The 19,312-nt window shown below is 59.8% G+C and carries 15 protein-coding genes; 9 read left to right on the top strand and 6 right to left on the bottom strand.

Annotated elements, in window-relative coordinates; translation table 11 throughout:
• Positions 1 to 70: 70 nt before the first annotated feature.
• A complete protein-coding gene (gene lolA, locus M1E16_RS09840) occupies positions 71 to 694 on the bottom strand; it encodes an outer membrane lipoprotein chaperone LolA (protein WP_458129760.1) in 624 nt (207 codons plus the stop codon).
• Between the two features lie 57 nt (positions 695 to 751).
• Entirely contained in the window at positions 752 to 3,157 is a 2,406-nt protein-coding gene (locus M1E16_RS09835) for a DNA translocase FtsK (protein ID WP_305495532.1), read from the bottom strand.
• 335 nt (positions 3,158 to 3,492) lie between these two features.
• Here M1E16_RS09835 and trxB point away from each other — a divergent pair, with 335 nt between their 5' ends.
• The 4 genes from trxB to infA all read left to right on the top strand — a co-directional run bounded on the left by trxB (position 3,493) and on the right by infA (position 6,341).
• Positions 3,493 to 4,452 carry a thioredoxin-disulfide reductase gene (gene trxB / locus M1E16_RS09830; protein ID WP_434603730.1) on the top strand — a complete coding sequence of 320 codons (960 nt, stop codon included), beginning with the start codon at positions 3,493 to 3,495 and terminating at the stop codon, positions 4,450 to 4,452.
• 67 nt (positions 4,453 to 4,519) lie between these two features.
• Positions 4,520 to 5,200 carry a leucyl/phenylalanyl-tRNA--protein transferase gene (gene aat / locus M1E16_RS09825; RefSeq protein WP_458129759.1) on the top strand — a complete coding sequence of 227 codons (681 nt, stop codon included), beginning with the start codon at positions 4,520 to 4,522 and terminating at the stop codon, positions 5,198 to 5,200.
• 57 nt (positions 5,201 to 5,257) lie between these two features.
• Positions 5,258 to 5,965: an arginyltransferase gene (locus M1E16_RS09820; protein ID WP_305495537.1), complete on the top strand. Its 708-nt coding sequence runs from the start codon at positions 5,258 to 5,260 to the stop codon at positions 5,963 to 5,965.
• Positions 5,966 to 6,122: 157 nt separating this feature from the next.
• The gene (infA, locus tag M1E16_RS09815; RefSeq protein ID WP_002553999.1) at positions 6,123 to 6,341 is read left to right on the top strand and encodes a translation initiation factor IF-1; all 219 of its coding nucleotides are present in this window, start codon (positions 6,123 to 6,125) and stop codon (positions 6,339 to 6,341) included.
• Positions 6,342 to 6,576: 235 nt separating this feature from the next.
• Here infA and clpA read toward each other — a convergent pair whose 3' ends face one another.
• Together clpA and clpS are read right to left on the bottom strand one after the other, a co-directional pair.
• Entirely contained in the window at positions 6,577 to 8,847 is a 2,271-nt protein-coding gene (clpA, locus tag M1E16_RS09810) for an ATP-dependent Clp protease ATP-binding subunit ClpA (RefSeq protein WP_305495539.1), read from the bottom strand.
• A gap of 29 nt (positions 8,848 to 8,876) precedes the next feature.
• Positions 8,877 to 9,239, bottom strand: coding sequence for an ATP-dependent Clp protease adapter ClpS (gene clpS, locus M1E16_RS09805; protein WP_305495541.1), 363 nt, complete (start codon positions 9,237 to 9,239; stop codon positions 8,877 to 8,879).
• 224 nt (positions 9,240 to 9,463) lie between these two features.
• On the opposite strand from clpS, the gene M1E16_RS09800 reads away from it, so the two are divergent.
• Complete coding sequence (locus M1E16_RS09800; RefSeq protein WP_434624690.1) at positions 9,464 to 9,763, top strand: cold shock domain-containing protein; 300 nt, start codon at positions 9,464 to 9,466, stop codon at positions 9,761 to 9,763.
• 76 nt (positions 9,764 to 9,839) lie between these two features.
• Here the strand turns inward: M1E16_RS09800 and icd are convergent, their stop codons facing one another.
• The gene (icd, locus tag M1E16_RS09795; protein WP_305495545.1) at positions 9,840 to 11,096 is read right to left on the bottom strand and encodes an NADP-dependent isocitrate dehydrogenase; all 1,257 of its coding nucleotides are present in this window, start codon (positions 11,094 to 11,096) and stop codon (positions 9,840 to 9,842) included.
• 481 nt (positions 11,097 to 11,577) lie between these two features.
• Between icd and M1E16_RS09790 the strand changes: the two genes are divergently transcribed.
• Entirely contained in the window at positions 11,578 to 13,803 is a 2,226-nt protein-coding gene (locus M1E16_RS09790; RefSeq protein WP_434603720.1) for an NADP-dependent isocitrate dehydrogenase, read from the top strand.
• A 954-nt stretch (positions 13,804 to 14,757) separates the two neighbouring features.
• Here the strand turns inward: M1E16_RS09790 and M1E16_RS09785 are convergent.
• Positions 14,758 to 15,933 carry an integrase core domain-containing protein gene (locus tag M1E16_RS09785; protein ID WP_458129049.1) on the bottom strand — a complete coding sequence of 392 codons (1,176 nt, stop codon included), beginning with the start codon at positions 15,931 to 15,933 and terminating at the stop codon, positions 14,758 to 14,760.
• Between the two features lie 948 nt (positions 15,934 to 16,881).
• On the opposite strand from M1E16_RS09785, the gene M1E16_RS09780 reads away from it, so the two are divergent.
• From M1E16_RS09780 to hflD, 3 genes are read left to right on the top strand one after another with little or no spacing between them, the layout of a single operon-like run.
• Positions 16,882 to 17,328 carry an NUDIX hydrolase gene (locus M1E16_RS09780; RefSeq protein ID WP_434652797.1) on the top strand — a complete coding sequence of 149 codons (447 nt, stop codon included), beginning with the start codon at positions 16,882 to 16,884 and terminating at the stop codon, positions 17,326 to 17,328.
• A gap of 59 nt (positions 17,329 to 17,387) precedes the next feature.
• A complete protein-coding gene (gene mnmA, locus M1E16_RS09775; RefSeq protein WP_458129758.1) occupies positions 17,388 to 18,512 on the top strand; it encodes a tRNA 2-thiouridine(34) synthase MnmA in 1,125 nt (374 codons plus the stop codon).
• Entirely contained in the window at positions 18,509 to 19,132 is a 624-nt protein-coding gene (gene hflD / locus M1E16_RS09770) for a high frequency lysogenization protein HflD (RefSeq protein WP_305495552.1), read from the top strand. The genes mnmA and hflD overlap by 4 nt, the downstream gene beginning before the upstream one ends.
• Positions 19,133 to 19,312 lie beyond the last annotated feature (180 nt).

Genomic DNA, 19,312 nt, shown 5'->3' with positions numbered 1-19,312 from the left:
TGTCAGCTACGTCATTGTCAACTGATCCGCCGCCTTCGCGAGCAGGCTCGCTCCCACAAGGGTTACAGCGTTATTCCTGGATCACATCCGCACCCTTGGGGATGTCGAACTTGAACTTGGACGCGGCGATCGGCTCGTTGGCCTTGACCCCGGTGAACAGGATGTTGGTGCGCTGGCCGACACTGTCGATCAGTTGCATGTCGTTGACCAGGCCGTTGCGGAACGACAGGCGCAGGCTGTCGAACAGGCTGTCCTTGGTCTTCGGCTTGAGAGTGAAGTCGATCACGCCACCGGCTTCCTTGGAACTGATGTCGAAGCTCTGGCTGATCTTGGAAATATCACCGGAAAGCAGCAGCGCCGGCGTCTGGGTCAGGCGCTGGTCGAGGGTCTTGATGGTCACCTGTTCGAGGTCCGGGTCCCATAGGGAGACTTTCTTGCCATCAGAGACCATCAGCTGTTCGGCGGGTGCATCGGTATGCCAGTAGAACAGGCCCGGACGCTGCAAGGCCATGTCGCCTGCGGTTTCCTGCAACTGAGTACCGCTGCCATCAAGGGTCAATTGGGAAAAACGTGCCGTGAGGGTCTGGGATTTCTCCAGCAACTGGGTCAGGCGCGCCACGTCTTTATCATCGGCATGGACCGACAACGTGGACAAGGCCAATACGGGCAACAACAGCATGCGAATCAGGCGCATGGGAGTCCTCATGAATTCGTGGGGGGCGAGCGGCGCGTCATCACGCCGCCCGGGTTGTCAGTCGCGCATCGGGCCCGGCGCCAGCACTTCGCGCGAGCCGTTGGTGTTCATGGCCGTCACGACCCCGGCCATTTCCATGGCCTCGATCATGCGTGCGGCGCGGTTGTAGCCGATCTTCAGCTTGCGCTGTACGGCGGAAATCGAGGCACGGCGACTCTCCAGGACGAACTGCACCGCTTCGTCATAGAGCGCATCGGTCTCGGCATCGTCGTCACCGCCGCCACTGCTGCCCTCGAAACCGCTGCCGGCCTCTTCGACACCGTTGAGGATGTCGTCGTTGTATTCAGGCGCGCCACGCAACTTCCAGGCTTCGACCACGCGGTGCACTTCCTCATCGGAGACGAACGCACCGTGGACACGGATCGGCAGGCTGGTGCCGGGCGGCATGTAGAGCATGTCACCGTGGCCGAGCAATTGCTCGGCGCCGCCCTGGTCGATGATGGTCCGCGAGTCGATCTTGCTCGACACCTGGAACGCCATGCGGGTCGGGATGTTGGCCTTGATCAGACCGGTGATCACGTCCACCGACGGACGTTGCGTGGCGAGGATCAGGTGAATACCGGCCGCACGGGCTTTCTGGGCGATACGGGCGATCAGTTCTTCGACCTTCTTGCCGACGATCATCATCATGTCGGCGAATTCGTCCACCACCACCACGATGGTCGGCAGCTTGTGCAACAGCGGTGCTTCGTCGTGGATGCTTTCGCGGTGGTACAGCGGGTCGCTCAACGGCGTGCCGGCTTCCTCGGCCTCCTTGACCTTGGCGTTGAAGCCCGACAGGTTGCGCACGCCCATCTTCGCCATCAGCTTGTAGCGGCGCTCCATCTCGGCAACGCTCCAGCGCAGGGCGTTGGCCGCGTCCTTCATGTCGGTGACCACCGGGCACAGCAAGTGCGGGATGCCTTCGTAGATCGACAATTCGAGCATCTTCGGGTCGATCATGATCAGCTTGGCGTCTTCCGGGCCGGACTTGAACAGGATCGACAGGATCATCGCGTTCACCCCCACCGACTTACCCGAACCGGTGGTACCGGCCACCAGCAGGTGAGGCATCTTCGCCAGGTCGGTGATGACCGGCTTGCCACCGATGTCGTGGCCCAGGGCCAGGGTGACCGGTGACTTGTGATTATCGTACTCGGGGGTCGAGAGCACCTCGGAGAAGCGCACGATCTGGCGATCCTCGTTGGGAATCTCGATGCCCACGGTGGTCTTGCCCGGGATCACTTCCACCACCCGCACGCTGGTGACCGCCAGGGAGCGCGCCAGGTCCTTCGCGAGGTTGGCGATACGGCTGACCTTGACGCCGGCGGCCGGCTGGATTTCGTAACGGGTGATGACCGGACCCGGATGGATCGAATCCACCGACACCTCGACACCGAACTCCTTGAGCTTGATCTCCAGCAGGTGACCGACGGCCGCCAGGGATTCGGGGGAATAATTGAGTTGTTTCTTTTCGGCAGGATCGAGGATCGAAATCGGTGGCAAGGTCCCTTCCACCGCGCTGTCGACGAACAGCGGCGCCTGTTTTTCCTTCTGCACGCGCTTGCTCTGCTCCGGCGGCTTGGCCGGGGCCATGGTGATGACCGGCGGCACCTGCTTTTCGCGCTCGGACATGTGCTTGCTCAGGGCCTGCTCACGCTCGATCAGGCGTTCCTTGACCTTGGCCTGCTCGCGTTTGTCCGGAACGGTGGGCGCCACGACGTCATGGACCCGATCGTCCACTTCACGCAGTTGCGCCACCAGTTGCTTGCGTTCGTTGCGCGCCGCCCACCAGCGGTTCAGCGCACCCTGGATCAATTCGATGAGGTCGAGCGTGATCTTGCCGGTCACGTCCATGACCTTGAACCAGGACAGGTCGGTGAACACCGTCAGGCCGAAGAGGAACAGTGCGATGAATAGCAGCGTGCTGCCCTGGATATTCAGGGCATTGCGCGCCAGATCACCAAGGCTCTCGCCCAGCGCACCACCCGCCCCGGCCGGCAGGCCGGTGGGTGCGTGGAAATGGATATGCGCCAGCGCGGCGCCTGACAACACCAGGAACACCAGGCCAATCAGGCGCCAGGAGAACAGCCAGCCGCTCCACTGCCAGGGCTCATGGCGCTGGCGGAAAATCTGATAGGTCTTGATCGCCAGCAGCAGCGGGAAAATATAGGCGAAATAGCCCAGCACCATGAACAGGATGTCAGCGCTGTAGGAACCGGCCGGCCCGCCGAAATTCTGCACGTCTTCGATCTTGCTGTTGTGGCTCCAGCCCGGATCGTCCTTGCCGTAGGTCAGCAAGGCCATCATCAGGAACAGGCACAAGGCCCCAATGGCGATCAACGCACCTTCCTTGAGCCGGTAGTGCAATTGTTGACGCCAGAGCGGAACGACTGTCTTGGGTGCTGCGGTGGATTTCTTCAAAACGCTTCTTTTCCTGCGCCAATGGCGCGTCCATCTGTTGAATGACTATAAAAACTGCCCACGGGGAGCAGGTAAAAAAAGTGAATGTGCTCAACCGGTACTACTTTTACCACTGAGGCATGTTTTACCACTGTGGCATGCGTCCGGAAAACCGCAGGTGTTGCCGAAGATTTGACCTTTTGCCCGTCCTGCGTTCAAAACTCAAGCATTGTACGGGTTTGTCTTGCCCGAGGCATTGCCCGCGCGCCCGGCGACAACCTGGCCAGAAATGGGTCATCGGGCGCCAATTTGAGCATGCATTCTCTTTTGTGACAAAGGCTTATGAGGTGTTTTTTATGAGCGAAGCGAAGCATTCACGCCTGATCATTCTCGGTTCCGGCCCTGCAGGGTACAGCGCGGCTGTCTATGCGGCCCGCGCCAACCTCAAACCCGTTGTCATTACCGGCATACAGGCCGGTGGCCAGCTCACCACCACGGTCGAAGTCGATAACTGGCCCGGCGATGTCGAAGGCCTGACCGGCCCCGTACTCATGGAGCGCATGCAGCGGCACGCCGAGCGCTTCGACACGCAGATCGTCTACGACCATATCCATACCGCCAAGTTGCAACAGCGACCGTTCGAACTGGTCGGCGACAGCGGCACCTATACCTGCGACGCATTGATCATCGCCACTGGCGCCTCGGCTCAATACCTGGGCCTGCCGTCGGAGGAAACCTTCGCCGGCAAAGGCGTGTCCGCCTGCGCGACCTGCGATGGCTTCTTTTATCGAAACCAGGTGGTGGCCGTTATCGGTGGCGGTAACACGGCGGTTGAAGAAGCCTTGTACCTGTCGAACATCGCCAGGGAAGTTCACCTGATTCACCGCCGCGACAAGCTGCGCGCGGAAAAGATATTGCAGGACAAGCTCTTCGAAAAGGCAGCCAACGGCAATATCCGCCTGCACTGGAACCAGAACCTGGATGAAGTGCTGGGTGACGCCAGCGGCGTGACCGGCGCGCGCCTGCGGCACAGCGAGACGGGCGATACCAGCACGTTATCCCTGGCCGGAGTGTTCATCGCCATCGGACATAAACCCAACACCGATCTGTTCCAGGGCCAGTTGCAGATGCGCGACGGCTACCTGATTGTGCGTGGCGGCAGCGAAGGCAATGCCACCGCCACTGACATCGAAGGTGTTTTTGCCGCCGGCGACGTGGCTGACCACGTCTATCGCCAGGCCATTACGTCCGCTGGCGCCGGCTGCATGGCCGCGCTGGACGCAGAGAAGTATCTCGATGACATCCCGGCCGTTTGACGGTTAACCTCTAGGGCGGGCCTATGACAGGGCCCGCTCCCCTCCCCTTCTGCAAGTCCGGATAACGATGCTGACCTGGTTACAACGCAACACGTTCGATTTCCCACCGCTGGAAAAAGCCATGCGCGACCCCAATGGCTTGCTGGCCGCCGGCGGAGACCTTTGCGCCGATCGGTTGATCCAGGCCTATCGCCACGGCTGCTTTCCATGGTTCTCGGAGGGGCAGCCGATCCTGTGGTGGTCACCGGACCCGCGCACCGTGCTGTTTCCCGACGAACTGCATGTTTCCCGTAGCCTGAACAAGCTGTTGCGCAAGCAGCGCTATCAAGTGACGTTCGACCGGGACTTCGCCGCGGTCATCAAAGCCTGCGCCGCACCCCGCGATTATGCCGACGGCACCTGGATCACCGACGCCATGCAGAACGCTTATCTGGAACTGCACCGGCGTGGCTTCGCCCATTCGGTGGAGGTCTGGGACCAGGACCAGTTGGTGGGCGGTTTGTATGGCCTGGCGATGGGGCAGCTGTTTTTCGGCGAGTCGATGTTCAGCCGGGCCGACAATGCGTCGAAATTCGGCTTCGCAACCCTGGTCCAACATCTCAAGGAAGCGGGTTTCGTGCTCATTGACTGCCAGATGCCCACCGAGCACCTGCACAGCCTGGGCGCCCGGTCGATTCCCCGCGTGGCGTTTGCCGATTACTTGAAGGCACACCTGGACCAGCCCAACCAGGCCACCTGGCTTTGCTGAGCGATATTCGCGCGACTGGCTTACACTTGAATTGAAGTTTTATCCCGAGGGTTGATCATGACCGAGTTGGCGCGCTTGAAGTTCTATGCCACTCAACCTCACTCTTGCAGTTATCTGCCGGAGGAGCAGGCCACGACCCTGTTCCTCGACCCGAGCCAGCCCATGGATGTGCATGTCTACGCAGACCTGTCGGAAATGGGCTTTCGGCGCAGTGGCGATCATCTTTACCGGCCCCATTGCCAACACTGCAATGCGTGCGTTCCGGCGCGCATTCCCGTGGCGCGATTCACACCCAATCGCCAGCAAAAGCGTATTTTCAAGCGCAACGCCGACTTGCAGGTGCGCCCGGCCAAGCCGCAATTTACCGAAGAATATTTTGACCTGTACCAGCGCTATATCGAGCAACGCCACGCCGATGGCGACATGTACCCGCCCAGCCGGGATCAATTCTCGACGTTCCTGGTGCGCGACCTGCCGTTCTCGCGCTTCTACGAGTTCCGCCTCGACGGCCGACTGGTCGCCATCGCCGTCACCGACCTGCTGCCCAATGGGCTTTCGGCGGTGTACACGTTCTATGAGCCCGACGAAGAAAAACGCAGCCTGGGACGTTTTGCGATTCTCTGGCAGATCAACGAGTGCCGGCGCCTGGGCCTGGATGCGGTGTACTTGGGCTACTGGATCAAGAACTGCAAAAAAATGAACTACAAGACCCAATATCGGCCCATTGAATTGCTGATCAACCAGCGGTGGGTTGTCCTGAACTAAGGGCTCGCTCGCAATGAGTGCCCCGATGCAAGTACCCGACTCGTCGAGTATCCCAAGAACCCCTTGGCTTGCCCCCCCTTTTTCGGGCACAATGCACGCCGCTTTTGCCTGGCGCAGTTGCACCGGGCCATTCACTGGATACCGAGGGCTTTACTGCATGTCGAAAGAAGACAGCTTCGAAATGGAAGGCACTGTCGTCGACACCCTGCCCAACACCATGTTTCGTGTGGAGTTGGAAAATGGGCACGTCGTAACCGCGCATATCTCCGGCAAGATGCGCAAGAACTACATTCGTATTCTTACCGGTGACAAAGTGCGCGTCGAGCTGACGCCCTATGACTTGAGCAAAGGGCGCATCACTTACCGCGCTCGCTAACAAGTCAATACAAAACGCCCGGCTCATGTCGGGCGTTTTTGTTTGCCCGCGATTTGATGGCTGCCCCCCGAAACACTGTGGGAGCGAGCTTGCTCGCGATAGCGGTGGGTCAGTTTGCATCGTTGTCGAATGTGCCGCAGCCATCGCGAGCAAGCTCGCTCCCACATGGGTTTGCGGTGTCGCATATAGCAAAAAGGCGCCTCTCGGCGCCTTTTTACTTTGCTGCAGGTAACGATCAGGCCATTTCCGCCGTGGTTTCGAAGTCGAACGTCAGCTCGCCATCCTTGATGTCGATGTGGACCACACCGCCATGCTCGGCCAGTTCGCCAAAGAGGATTTCCTCCGCCAGTGGACGCTTGATCTTGTCCTGGATCAGGCGAGCCATTGGCCGCGCTCCCATCGTCACATCGTAGCCACCTTCGGCGAGCCAACTGCGGGCCGCATCGGTAACCTCCAGCAACACCCGCTTGTCTTCGAGCTGCGCCTGAAGTTCGGTAAGGAACTTGTCCACCACGCTCTTGATGACTTCATGGCTGAGGCGACCAAACTGGATGATAGTGTCCAGGCGGTTACGGAACTCAGGCGTGAAGCTCTTCTTGATCACTTCCATCGCATCGGACGAGTGGTCCTGATGGGTGAAACCGATCGAAGCGCGCGCAGCGGTTTCAGCGCCGGCGTTGGTGGTCATGATGATGATCACGTTGCGGAAATCCGCCTTGCGTCCGTTGTTGTCGGTCAGCGTACCGTGGTCCATGACCTGCAGCAGCAGGTTGAAGACTTCCGGATGCGCCTTCTCGATCTCATCGAGCAACAGCACGCAGTGCGGCTGCTTGGTGATCGCCTCGGTCAACAGGCCGCCCTGGTCGAAGCCGACATAACCTGGAGGCGCACCGATCAGCCGCGATACGGTGTGACGCTCCATGTACTCGGACATGTCGAAGCGCACCAGCTCGATCCCCAGCGCCTTGGCCAACTGCCGTGCCGCCTCGGTCTTGCCGACACCGGTAGGCCCGGCGAACAGGAACGAACCGACCGGTTTGTCCGGCGACTTGAGACCGGCGCGCGACAGCTTGATAGCGGTCGACAGCGAGTCGATGGCCGCATCCTGGCCGAACACCGTGAGCTTCAGGTCGCGCTCCAGGTTACGCAGCAGCTCCTTGTCGGAACTGGTGACGTGTTTTGGCGGAATCCGCGCGATCTTCGCGACGATGTCCTCGACCTGCGGCACGTCGATGCGCTTGACGCGATTCTCCACCGGTTGCAGGCGCTGGTAGGCACCCGCCTCGTCGATGACATCGATGGCCTTGTCCGGCATGTGCCGGTCATTGATGTAGCGCGAGGCCAGCTCGGCGGCGGCGCGCAACGCTTCATCGCTGTATTCGATGCTGTGGTGCAGCTCGAAACGCCCTTTCAGGCCGCGCAGGATGCCGATGGTGTCTTCCACCGACGGCTCCGAGACGTCGACTTTCTGGAAACGCCGGGCCAAAGCACGGTCTTTCTCGAAAATGCCACGGAATTCCTGGAACGTGGTCGAGCCGATGCAACGGATATCACCCGAAGACAGCAACGGCTTGAGCAGGTTCGAGGCATCCATGACGCCACCCGACGCAGCACCGGCACCGATGATGGTGTGGATCTCGTCGATGAACAGGATCGCCTGCGGACGTTTCTTCAGCTCGCCGAGCAGCGCCTTGAAGCGTTTCTCGAAGTCGCCGCGGTATTTGGTACCGGCCAGCAAGGCACCCAGGTCGAGGGAATACACGACACTGTTGGCCAGCAGGTCCGGCACCTGGTTATCGACGATGCGCTTGGCCAGGCCTTCGGCGATCGCGGTCTTGCCCACGCCCGCCTCGCCTACCAGCAGCGGATTGTTCTTGCGACGCCGGGCCAGGATCTGCGCCACGCGCTCGACTTCCGCCTCGCGCCCGACCAGCGGGTCGATACGGCCCTGGCGCGCCAGTTCGTTCAGGTTGCTGGCATAGGCATCCAGGGGATTGCCTGAAGAAGAAGACTCACCGCCCTCGTCGTCCTGCATGTCCTGCTCACCCTCGGAATGATCGCCATGCCCGGGCACCTTGGAGATGCCATGGGCGATGTAGTTGACGACATCGATACGCGCCACGCTCTGCTGCTTGAGCAGGAAGACCGCCTGGCTTTCCTGCTCGCTGAAAATCGCGACCAGGACATTGGCGCCGGTGACTTCGCGCTTGCCCGAGCTCTGTACGTGAAAGACAGCACGTTGCAATACACGCTGGAAGCCCAGGGTTGGCTGGGTTTCGCGATCCTCGTCATGAACGGGGATCAATGGCGTGGTGGAGTCGATGAACTCCTGCAGATCATGCTTGAGTTTATCGAGGTTTGCGCCGCAGGCACGCAAAACGGTGGCGGCAGCCTCATTATCCAATAGGGCCAGCAGCAGGTGTTCGACGGTCATGAATTCATGACGCTTCGAACGAGCCTCCTTGAAGGCAAGATTGAGGGTGACTTCGAGCTCGCGGTTTAACATAGCTTCACCTCATACCCAAGTGGTCGGCGTTAACCGTCCTTCTCGATTTCACAGAGTAGCGGATGCTGGCTTTCCCGGGCGTACTGGTTGACCTGCATGGCCTTTGTCTCGGCGATGTCGCGGGTAAACACTCCACATACTGCCCGTCCCTCTGTATGGACGGCCAGCATGACCTTGGTCGCCAGCTCGCGATTCAGGTTAAAAAACACCTCGAGCACTTCGACGACGAAATCCATCGGTGTGTAGTCATCGTTGAACAAAACCACCTTGTACATCGGTGGAGCCTGTAAAGCGGGCTTTGATTCCTGAACAGCAATACCCGCTGAATCGTCGTCATGTAGATCCGGGCGATCCTGATTGAATGTTAGTCGAATCTGGCTGATTGCATGCATGGAAAGAAAGGTTCGTTTAGTTGGCGAATACAGTGATGGGGCCGCTTGCAGGCGATTTCAACCGCTACTGCCCGATCACCTTGACTATCGGCAAATCGGTGTTACAACCAATAGAGCCCACCGTGGGTTAAAAAGGTCCGTGAAGTCAATCCGATTTCAATGATCGACGGCGGATGGTCAGGATGATACTCCCATGGCGGGGTGTGTTGCAGAGGGATATTGGTATGCCGGGTACCGGGATGACATTCAAGGGCAAGGTCAAATGGTTCAACAACTCCAAGGGCTTCGGGTTTATCAATCGCGATGGCGATCCGAATAAGGAAGACCTGTTCGCTCACTACTCGGCGATCCTGATGGACGGCTACAAGACCTTGAAGGCCGGGCAAACCGTGTCGTTCAGCATGATCCAGGGTCCCAAGGGCGTACACGCAGTCGCCATCACGCCCGTCGCGCAGGACAACGCCGACGCCACGCCCGAATCCGTCAACGCCCTGGAGCACGTCAGCGCCTCCGAAAAAGGCTGACACACCCGCCCCTCCTCAGGCAAAACGCCCGGATCGATCACTCGAGCCGGGCGTTTCCAGTTGCGTAACGATCCGCCTACATGTGCGAAATCAGTGCATCACCAAAGCCGGAAGACGATACCAGCTTGGCTCCGTCCATCAGGCGTTCGAAGTCATAGGTCACGGTCTTGGCCGAGATCGCGCCGTTGGTGCCCTTGATGATCAGGTCGGCCGCTTCGGTCCAGCCCATGTGACGCAGCATCATTTCCGCCGACAGGATCAGCGAACCCGGGTTGACCTGGTCCTTGCCGGCATATTTGGGCGCGGTGCCGTGGGTGGCCTCGAACATCGCCACGGTGTCCGACAGGTTGGCGCCCGGCGCGATACCGATACCGCCCACTTCGGCCGCCAGAGCGTCGGAGAGATAGTCGCCGTTGAGGTTCAGGGTTGCGATCACGTCGTACTCGGCCGGGCGCAGCAGGATCTGCTGGAGCATGGCGTCGGCGATGGCATCCTTGACCACGACATTCTTGCCGGTCCGCGGATTCTTGAACTGCATCCAGGGCCCGCCGTCGAGCAGGGTCGCGCCGAACTCTTCGGCCGCCACTTCGTAGGCCCATTCCTTGAAGGCACCTTCGGTGAACTTCATGATGTTGCCTTTGTGTACGATGGTCAGCGAATCGCGGTCATTGTCGACAACATATTGCAAGGCTTTGCGCGCCAGACGTTTGGTGCCCTGCTTGGAAACCGGCTTGACGCCGATACCGCAATCTTCGTCGAAGCGGATCTTGGTGACACCCATTTCCTCCTTGAGGAACTTGATGACCTTGGTGGCCTCGGCCGAACCAGCCTTCCACTCGATGCCTGCATAGATGTCTTCGGAGTTCTCGCGGAAGATTGTCATGTCGACATCGCCAGGCTTCTTCACCGGGCTTGGCACACCCTCGAACCAGCGCACCGGGCGCAGGCAGACATACAGGTCCAGCTGCTGGCGCAGCGCGACGTTCAACGAACGGATACCGCCACCGACCGGCGTGGTCAGCGGGCCCTTGATGGAAACCACGTAGTCCTTGACCGCGTCCAGGGTTTCCTGGGGAAGCCAGGTGTCCTGGTCGTAGACCTGGGTGGCTTTTTCACCGGCATAGACTTCCATCCAGGAAATCTTGCGCTTGCCGCCATAAGCCTTCTCGACCGCGGCGTCGACAACCTTGATCATGACCGGACTGATATCAACGCCAATGCCGTCACCTTCAATGAAAGGGATGATCGGATTGTCGGGAACATTAAGAGAATGGTCTGCATTGACGGTGATTTTGTCACCGACGGCTGGAACCTGAATCTTTTGATACCCCATGCTGAACTCCATTGCTTGGATTGAACATCTGGCTGCGTTCGAGCGTACCCCAGTTGTATCGGCACGCAAACCCTACGTTCGGCCCGTCCTCGGCAAATAAACCGAGTTCGCCGCGTACAAGCCTGAAAACCAAGGGAAAAGCGCCAAACTTGAGCATAGTCCAGCCCCGCGGCCTGCGACGTTTAGACCAATGGACGTGTACGGAAGTCTATGAACCGTCGGCAGATCGCCAGCTACCTATGTATAATGCCGCCGCTGACCACAGGGTCACGACGGCTGACGGCTCTATCACGAGACTTTCCGCCAATTTGAAAGCCGGACCGTTACCGCGGCCCGACCGCTTGACGCTCGACTGATGCACCCAACATCACCGCGAAGAAACCTCGACATTCGGCTCACGGATGACTTTGAACGAACGCGCTTACCCGGCGCCCCTCGAGTTTCTGCGCATGCTTTAGCAAAGAAGAGAGTTAATCCGAATATGCCCACCCGCTCGAAGATCATCTATACCTTCACCGACGAAGCGCCTGCCCTCGCCACCTATTCGCTGCTGCCGATCGTCGAAGCCTTCACCGCTTCGGCCGATATCGCCGTGGAGACCCGCGATATCTCCCTCGCAGGGCGCATCCTGGCCAGCTTCCCCGAGCAACTGGGTGACAAAGCCGTAGCCGACCACCTCGCCGAACTGGGCGACCTGGCCGTCACGCCTGAAGCCAACATCATCAAGCTGCCGAACATCAGCGCCTCGGTGCCGCAACTGCAGGCCGCGATCAAGGAATTGCAGGCCCAGGGCTACGCACTGCCGGACTACCCGGAAACCGTGACCACCGACGCCGAGAAAGAAGTCCGCGCCCGTTACGACAAGGTCAAGGGCAGCGCCGTGAACCCGGTCCTGCGCGAAGGCAACTCCGACCGCCGCGCGCCGCTGTCGGTGAAGAACTACGCTCGCAAGCACCCGCACAAGATGGGCGCCTGGGCTGCCGATTCCAAATCCCACGTGGCCCACATGAGCACCGGCGATTTCTACGGCAGCGAAAAAGCCGCCCTGATCGACGCCGCGGGCAGCGTGAAGATCGAGCTGATCGCCAAGGACGGTACTGCCACTGTCCTGAAGGAAAAAACCACCGTCCAAGCCGGTGAGATCCTCGATTGCGCGGTCATGAGCAAAAATGCCCTGCGCAATTTCATCGCCGCCGAAATCGAAGACGCCAAGCAGAAAGGCGTGTTGCTGTCGGTTCACCTCAAGGCGACCATGATGAAGGTCTCCGACCCGATCATGTTCGGCCAGATCGTGGCTGAGTACTATAAGGACGCGCTGGCCAAGCACGCCCAGGTACTGGAGCAGATCGGCTTCAACCTGAACAACGGCATCGGCGACCTGTACGCCCGCATCAAGGCCCTGCCGGCCGAGCAGCAGGCGCAGATCGAAGCCGACATCCAGGCGGTCTATGCCGTTCGTCCGGCACTGGCGATGGTCAACTCCGACAAAGGCATCACCAACCTGCACGTGCCGAGTGACGTCATCGTCGACGCCTCGATGCCAGCCATGATCCGTGACTCCGGCAAGATGTGGGGCACCGACGGCCAGCTGCACGACACCAAGGCCGTGATCCCGGATCGCTGCTACGCGACCATCTACCAGGCCGTGATCGAAGACTGCAAGCAACACGGCGCCTTCGACCCGACCACCATGGGCAGCGTGCCGAACGTCGGCCTGATGGCCAAGAAAGCCGAAGAGTACGGCTCCCACGACAAGACCTTCCAGATCAAGACTGACGGTGTGGTCCGCGTCTCGGACAACAACGGTCGCACCCTGCTGGAGCAGAACGTCGAGGCTGGCGATATCTTCCGCATGTGCCAGACCAAGGACGCGCCGATCCAGGACTGGGTCAAGCTCGCCGTCAACCGCGCCCGCGCCAGCAGCACCCCGGCAATCTTCTGGCTCGACCCGATGCGCGCCCACGATGGCGTGATGATCGAGAAGGTCCAGGCTTACCTGAAGGATCACGACACCAGCGGCCTGGAGATCCGCATCATGTCGCCTGTCGACGCGATGAAGTTCACCCTGGCGCGTACCCGCGAAGGCAAGGACACCATCTCGGTGACCGGCAACGTACTGCGTGACTACCTGACCGACCTGTTCCCGATCATGGAACTGGGCACCAGCGCCAAGATGCTCTCGATCGTGCCGCTGATGAATGGTGGCGGCCTGTTCGAAACCGGCGCCGGCGGCTCGGCACCCAAGCACGTGCAGCAATTGCTGGAAGAGAACTTCCTGCGTTGGGATTCCCTGGGCGAGTTCCTGGCCCTGGCCGCATCCCTGGAACACCTGGGCGTGACCTACAACAACCCGAAAGCACTAGTGCTGGCCAAGACTCTCGACCAGGCGACTGGCGAATTCCTGGACCGCAACAAGTCGCCTTCGCGCAAGGTCGGCGGCATCGACAACCGCGGCAGCCACTTCTACCTGACCCTGTTCTGGGCCCAGGCACTGGCCGCCCAGGATGACGACGCAGCCCTGAAGGCGCAGTTCACCACCCTGGCCAAGACCCTGACCGACAACGAAGAAAAAATCGTTGCCGAGCTCAACGCCGTCCAAGGCAAGCCAGTGGACATCGGCGGCTACTACTTCGCCAACCCTGAGCTGACCAGCAAGGCCATGCGCCCAAGCAACACCTTCAACGCGGCGATTGCTGCGCTGGTTTAAGGTCGCAAGGAAACACCACAAACCCCGGCCCTGTGCCGGGGTTTGTGTTTCCGGGGCCACCACCATTCCCCCCCTGGCAACATTTCCCCCTGTGGGAGCGAGCTTGCTCGCGATTGCGATTCATCATTCAATTCAGGCGCTGACTGACTCACCGCTATCGCGAGCAAGCTCGCTCCCACAGGAAGGATTGAGGCAGAGCCGGCAGAGACAGGTCGCTGTCAGGCCGCCTTCGCGAGCAGGCTCGCTCCCACAATTAGATCGGGGTTATAGCCAAAGAGACAGGCCAGCTATCAGGCCGCCTCGCTTTCGATCTTGATCTTGATCCTGATCTTGATCCTGATCCTGATTTGGGGCGCCCCGTTAACCACGATGGCCGAACGCAGGCATTGCGCAGTGGGCAACCCGGCATGGACGCCGGGTTAGCCGCGCTGGGCCATGGATGGCCCTTCGCGGCGGCCCACGGAGCAATGCCGGAGTGAGGGCATGCCGAGCCCAGGCGAGGCACCGAGTGGTGGGGCAAAGCCTTTTTGGTTACTTTTTTGGCGTCTGAAAAAAGTGACCCGCCGTAAGGGCGGAACCCTAAGCAGCCGTTACCGCAGCAATGGATATGTACCCAGCCAACAAAATCCCGGCCAGCTATCAGGCCGCCTTCGCGAGCAAGCCCGCTCCCACAGGGGGATTGAGGCAGAGCCGACAGAGACAGGTCGGCTGTCAGGCCGCCTCGCTTTTGATCTTGATCTTGATCTGAGGCGCCCCGTTAACCACGATGGCCGAACGCAGGCATTGCGCAGTGGGCAACCCGGCATGGATGCCGGGTTAGCCGCGCTGGGCCATGGATGGCCCTTCGCGGCGGCCCACGGAGCAATGCCGGAGTGAGGGCATGCCGAGCCTAGGCGAGGCACCGAGTGGTGGGGCTATATACGGATCACCCACATGGGTTACAAAAAAGTGCACTCACATAGGTAACACCCGGAGTGTCACGTAGCCATCAATGGCATCTCTTACGTCAATCCGTCCAAGGATGATTGGGCCGAAGATAACATCCCAGATCCCGTCCTCTATTTGCTCCAGTCCAATGGTCTGGTGCTTGAGCACATAGCCGACGTAGATCCTTAGACCACGACGATTGACGATGCCCGAGCAGTCCGCTTGGAGGCTATCGATATGGCTCGGGTAGGTCATATCAGGAAGCTTCTCAGGGTATTGGCGGGACGAAGGCTCATAGCAGGACGCGGGTGTCTTCTGCTTTAGAGCCTCGTGGAAACGCTCATAGTTGTAATGTTGCCTGAAACGATCAAAGTGCCGTTGTTGGGCCTCCCACGCTACCGCTGGTGGTGACGGAAGAGTACTTTTCAACGTTCGATGCATACGTTCATGCCGGCCATTTTGCTCCGGCCTGCCGGGTGCGATCCGCTCAGGAATGATCCCTAGACGCAACCACCAGATGGATAATTGGGAAAGGCCCGCACGCCCTTTGCTCGCAAACGGAACACCATTGTCGGTACGAATGCGCTCCGGCAGACCATGCTCACGAAACACCTGAGTAAACACCGCCTGGGTTTCCTGGAAGTTGGTGTTAGCCATGCTGTGGCAAGCGAGCAAGAAACGACTGGCATGGTCCATGATCGTCAATGGATAGCACCAGACACCCGCACCTGTCAGGAACTGGCCTTTGTAATCGGCGCTGAATAGCTGGTTGGGAGCCTCTGCTTTCTGCAGTGGTTTGGGATAAACCGCCACCCGTTGACGCAATCGGCGTGGTTTGACCAGCTCAGCTTTCTTTAGAATGTTGTAGATCGACGTCTTTGATGGCGGCGTCTGGTCAGGGAAACGCTCGAGCAAAGCCGCCTGAATTTTCTTGGGGCCAGGCTCTGTCTCACCCCGACCGCGTAATTCAATGATCGCCTCACGGACAGCCAGGGGCACTACCCATTCCTGGGTAAGCCGACGACGACTATGTTCTTCCAGTCCCGCCGGCCCTTCCTTCTCATACCGCTCGACCCATTTATAGCCAGTCTTGCGACTGATCTCGTAAGCCTGGCAAAGCGCACTGAAGCTTGGCGGGCCTTTGATGTAGTCCGCGATGAATAGCAGTTTCAGGTCCATAGGTTTCAGCTCTCGCCATGGCATGGTCAGATCCTCGAAAACCGACCCTGCCAGTTAAAAACTGTTACCTATGTGAGTGAACTGATTTGTAACCTATGTGGGTGAGTCATACCGGCTAAGCCTTTTTGGTTACTTTTTTGGCGTCTGAAAAAAGTGACCCGCCGTAAGGGCGGAACCCTAAGCAGCCGTGACCGCAGCAATGGATATGTACCCAGCCAACAAAATCCCGGCCAGCTATCAGGCCGCCTTCGCGAGCAGGCTCGCTCCCACAATTAGACCGGGGTATAGCTGAAGAGACAGGCCGGCTATCAGGCCGCCTCGCTTTTGATCTTGATCTTGATCTTGATCTTGATCTGGGGCGCCCCGTTAACCACGATGGCCGAACGCAGGCATTGCGCAGTGGGCAACCCGGCATGGACGCCGGGTTAGCCGCGCTGGGCCATGGATGGCCCTTCGCGGCGGCCCACGGAGCAATGCCGGAGTGAGGGCATGCCGAGCCCAGGCGAGGCACCGAGTGGTGGGGCAAAGCCTTTTTGGTTACTTTTTTGGCGTCTGAAAAAAGTGACCCGCCGTAAGGGCGGAACCCTAAGCAGCCGTGACCGCAGCAATGGATATGTACTCAATCAACGAAACCCGGCCAGTGAGCAGGCTCGCTCCCACAATTAGATGGGGGTATAGCTGGGCAGGCCTTTGATGTAGTTCGCGATGAATAGCAGTTTCAGGTCCATAGGTTTCAGCTCTCGCCATGGCATGGTCAGATCCTCGAAAACCGACCCTGCCAGTTAAAAACTGTTACCTATGTGAGTGAACTGATTTGTAACCTATGTGGGTGAGTCATACCCCAAAGCCTTTTTGGTTACTTTTTTGGCGTCTGAAAAAAGTGACCCGCCGTAAGGGCGGAACCCCAAGCAGCCGTGACCGCAGCAATGGATATGTACCCAGCCAACAAAATCCGAGAAATAGAGGAGTCTCATGAACTGGCAACCCCACATCACCGTCGCCACCATCGTCGAAGACCACGGCCGCTTCCTGATGGTCGAAGAATCCAAAGGCGGACGAGCAGTGCTCAACCAGCCCGCCGGCCACCTGGACCCGAACGAAACACTGATCGAAGCCGCCATACGCGAAACCCTCGAAGAAACCGGCTGGGACGTCGAACCCACCAGCGTCACCGGCCTCTACCTCTACACCGCCCCGAGCAACGGCGTGACCTACCAGCGGGTCTGCTTCGCCGCCAAAGCCCTGAAACACCACCCGGATTATCAACTGGACGACGGCATCCTCGGCGCCAAGTGGCTGACCCGCGACGAATTACTGACACAGCGCGACCGCTGGCGCAGCGAGCTGGTCATCCGCTGCATCGACGATTACCTGGCCGGCCATCGCCACAGCCTGGAGCTTATCCGCCCTTCTCTTTAGCCTTGCACGCCCGGGCCTGATAGAATCGCGTCCTTTTTCAAGACACTCATTGAATTCCTATGCGTGATCCAGCCTCTTCGAACACCCCCAAGCAACGCGTCATAGTCGGCATGTCCGGCGGCGTGGACTCTTCCGTTTCCGCCCTTCTGCTGATCGAGCAGGGTTATGAGGTGGAAGGCCTGTTCATGAAGAACTGGGAAGAAGACGACGGAACCGAATATTGCACCGCCATGGACGACCTGGCGGACGCTCAGGCCGTCTGCGACCGGATCGGCATCAAGCTGCACACCGCCAACTTCGCCGCCGAATACTGGGACAATGTGTTCGAGCACTTCCTCGCCGAATACAAGGCCGGTCGCACGCCGAACCCGGACATCCTCTGCAACCGCGAAATCAAGTTCAAGGCGTTCCTCGACTACGCCATGATGCTCGGCGCCGACCTGATCGCCACCGGTCACTACGTGCGCCGCCGCGACATCGACGGTCGTACCGAGCTGCTCAAGGGCCTGGACCCGAACAAGGACCAGAGTTATTTCCTGCACGCCGTCGGCGGTGAACAGATCGCCAAGACCCTGTTCCCGGTGGGCGAGCTGGAAAAACCCGAAGTGCGCGCAATTGCCGAGAAACATGAGCTGGCCACCGCGAAGAAGAAGGATTCCACCGGGATCTGCTTCATTGGCGAACGGCGCTTCAGCGATTTCCTCAAGCAATACCTGCCGGCCCAGCCGGGCGAGATCAAGACCACCGAAGGCGAAGTCATCGGCCGCCACCATGGTCTGATGTACCACACCATCGGCCAGCGCCAGGGCCTGGGCATCGGCGGCTTGAAAGACGCCGGCGAAGAGCCGTGGTACGTGCTGGTCAAGGACCTGGAGCACAACGAGCTGATCGTTGGCCAGGGCAATGACCATCCATGGCTGTTTTCCCGTGCCCTGCTCGCCTCCGACATCTATTGGGTCAACCCGATCGACCTCAGCGAACCGCGCCGCCTGACGGCCAAGGTTCGCTACCGCCAGAGCGACCAGCCCTGCACCCTGGAAAAAACCGCCAGCGGCTATCGCGCCACGTTCGATGATCCGCAGCGCGCGGTCACCCCCGGCCAGTCCGTGGTGTTCTACGACGGTGAAGTCTGCCTCGGCGGCGGCGTGATAGAAGTCGCCGAGCCATGGAGCAGCCAGGCATGACGCCGATCCAGGAACAACTGACGGCACTCGGCGGGGTGTTTCTCGCCGCGGTGCTGGTGGACCGGATCGCCAAGACCGGCCAGGCCACCGAAGCCGGCCTGGGCTGCATGCTCGGCAGCCTGCTGGTGCGCGACCCCAAGGACACCCTGGAAGTCTATGGTGGCGATGACCTGAACCTGCGCGAAGGCTACCGCGCGCTGATCGGCGCCCTGGAGCGCGACCCCAGCGCCCTGCAACGCGAGCCGCTGCGCTACGCCCTGTCGATGCTGGGCCTGGAGCGCCAGCTGGCCAAGCGAGACGATCTGCTGGAGACCATTGGCAAACGCTTGCCACAGATCCAGTCCCAGGTCGAACACTTCGGCCCGTCCCACGAGAACGTAATCGCCGCTTGCGGCGCGCTGTACCAGGACACCTTGAGTACCCTGCGCCAGCGCATCCAGGTGCATGGCGACATGCGTAACCTGCAGCAGCCTAGTAACGCTTCGAAGATCCGCGCCCTGTTGCTGGCCGGGATTCGCTCGGCGCGGCTGTGGCGACAACTGGGTGGGCATCGCTGGCAGCTGGTGATCAGCCGGCGCAAATTGCTGAAAGAGCTTTACCCGTTGATGCGCAACGAATAAGTCGCCTCGACCTGCTTGTGGACATTGAGGGGCTGCTTTGCAGCCCAGCGGGAGCAAGCGCCCTCGCCACAGGTAATGAACAGTTTTATCTCGATACGCGTAACACGTCGGTCAGTTGGCAACGGACCGGCGCTGGATTTCATGTATGATACGCGCCCCATTTCGTTGCCCGACTGTCCG

This window comes from Pseudomonas sp. Z2-11, from assembly GCF_054161305.1.
Note: the sequence above shows the minus strand (reverse complement) of the source record. Positions and strands in the feature narration are given on the sequence as shown.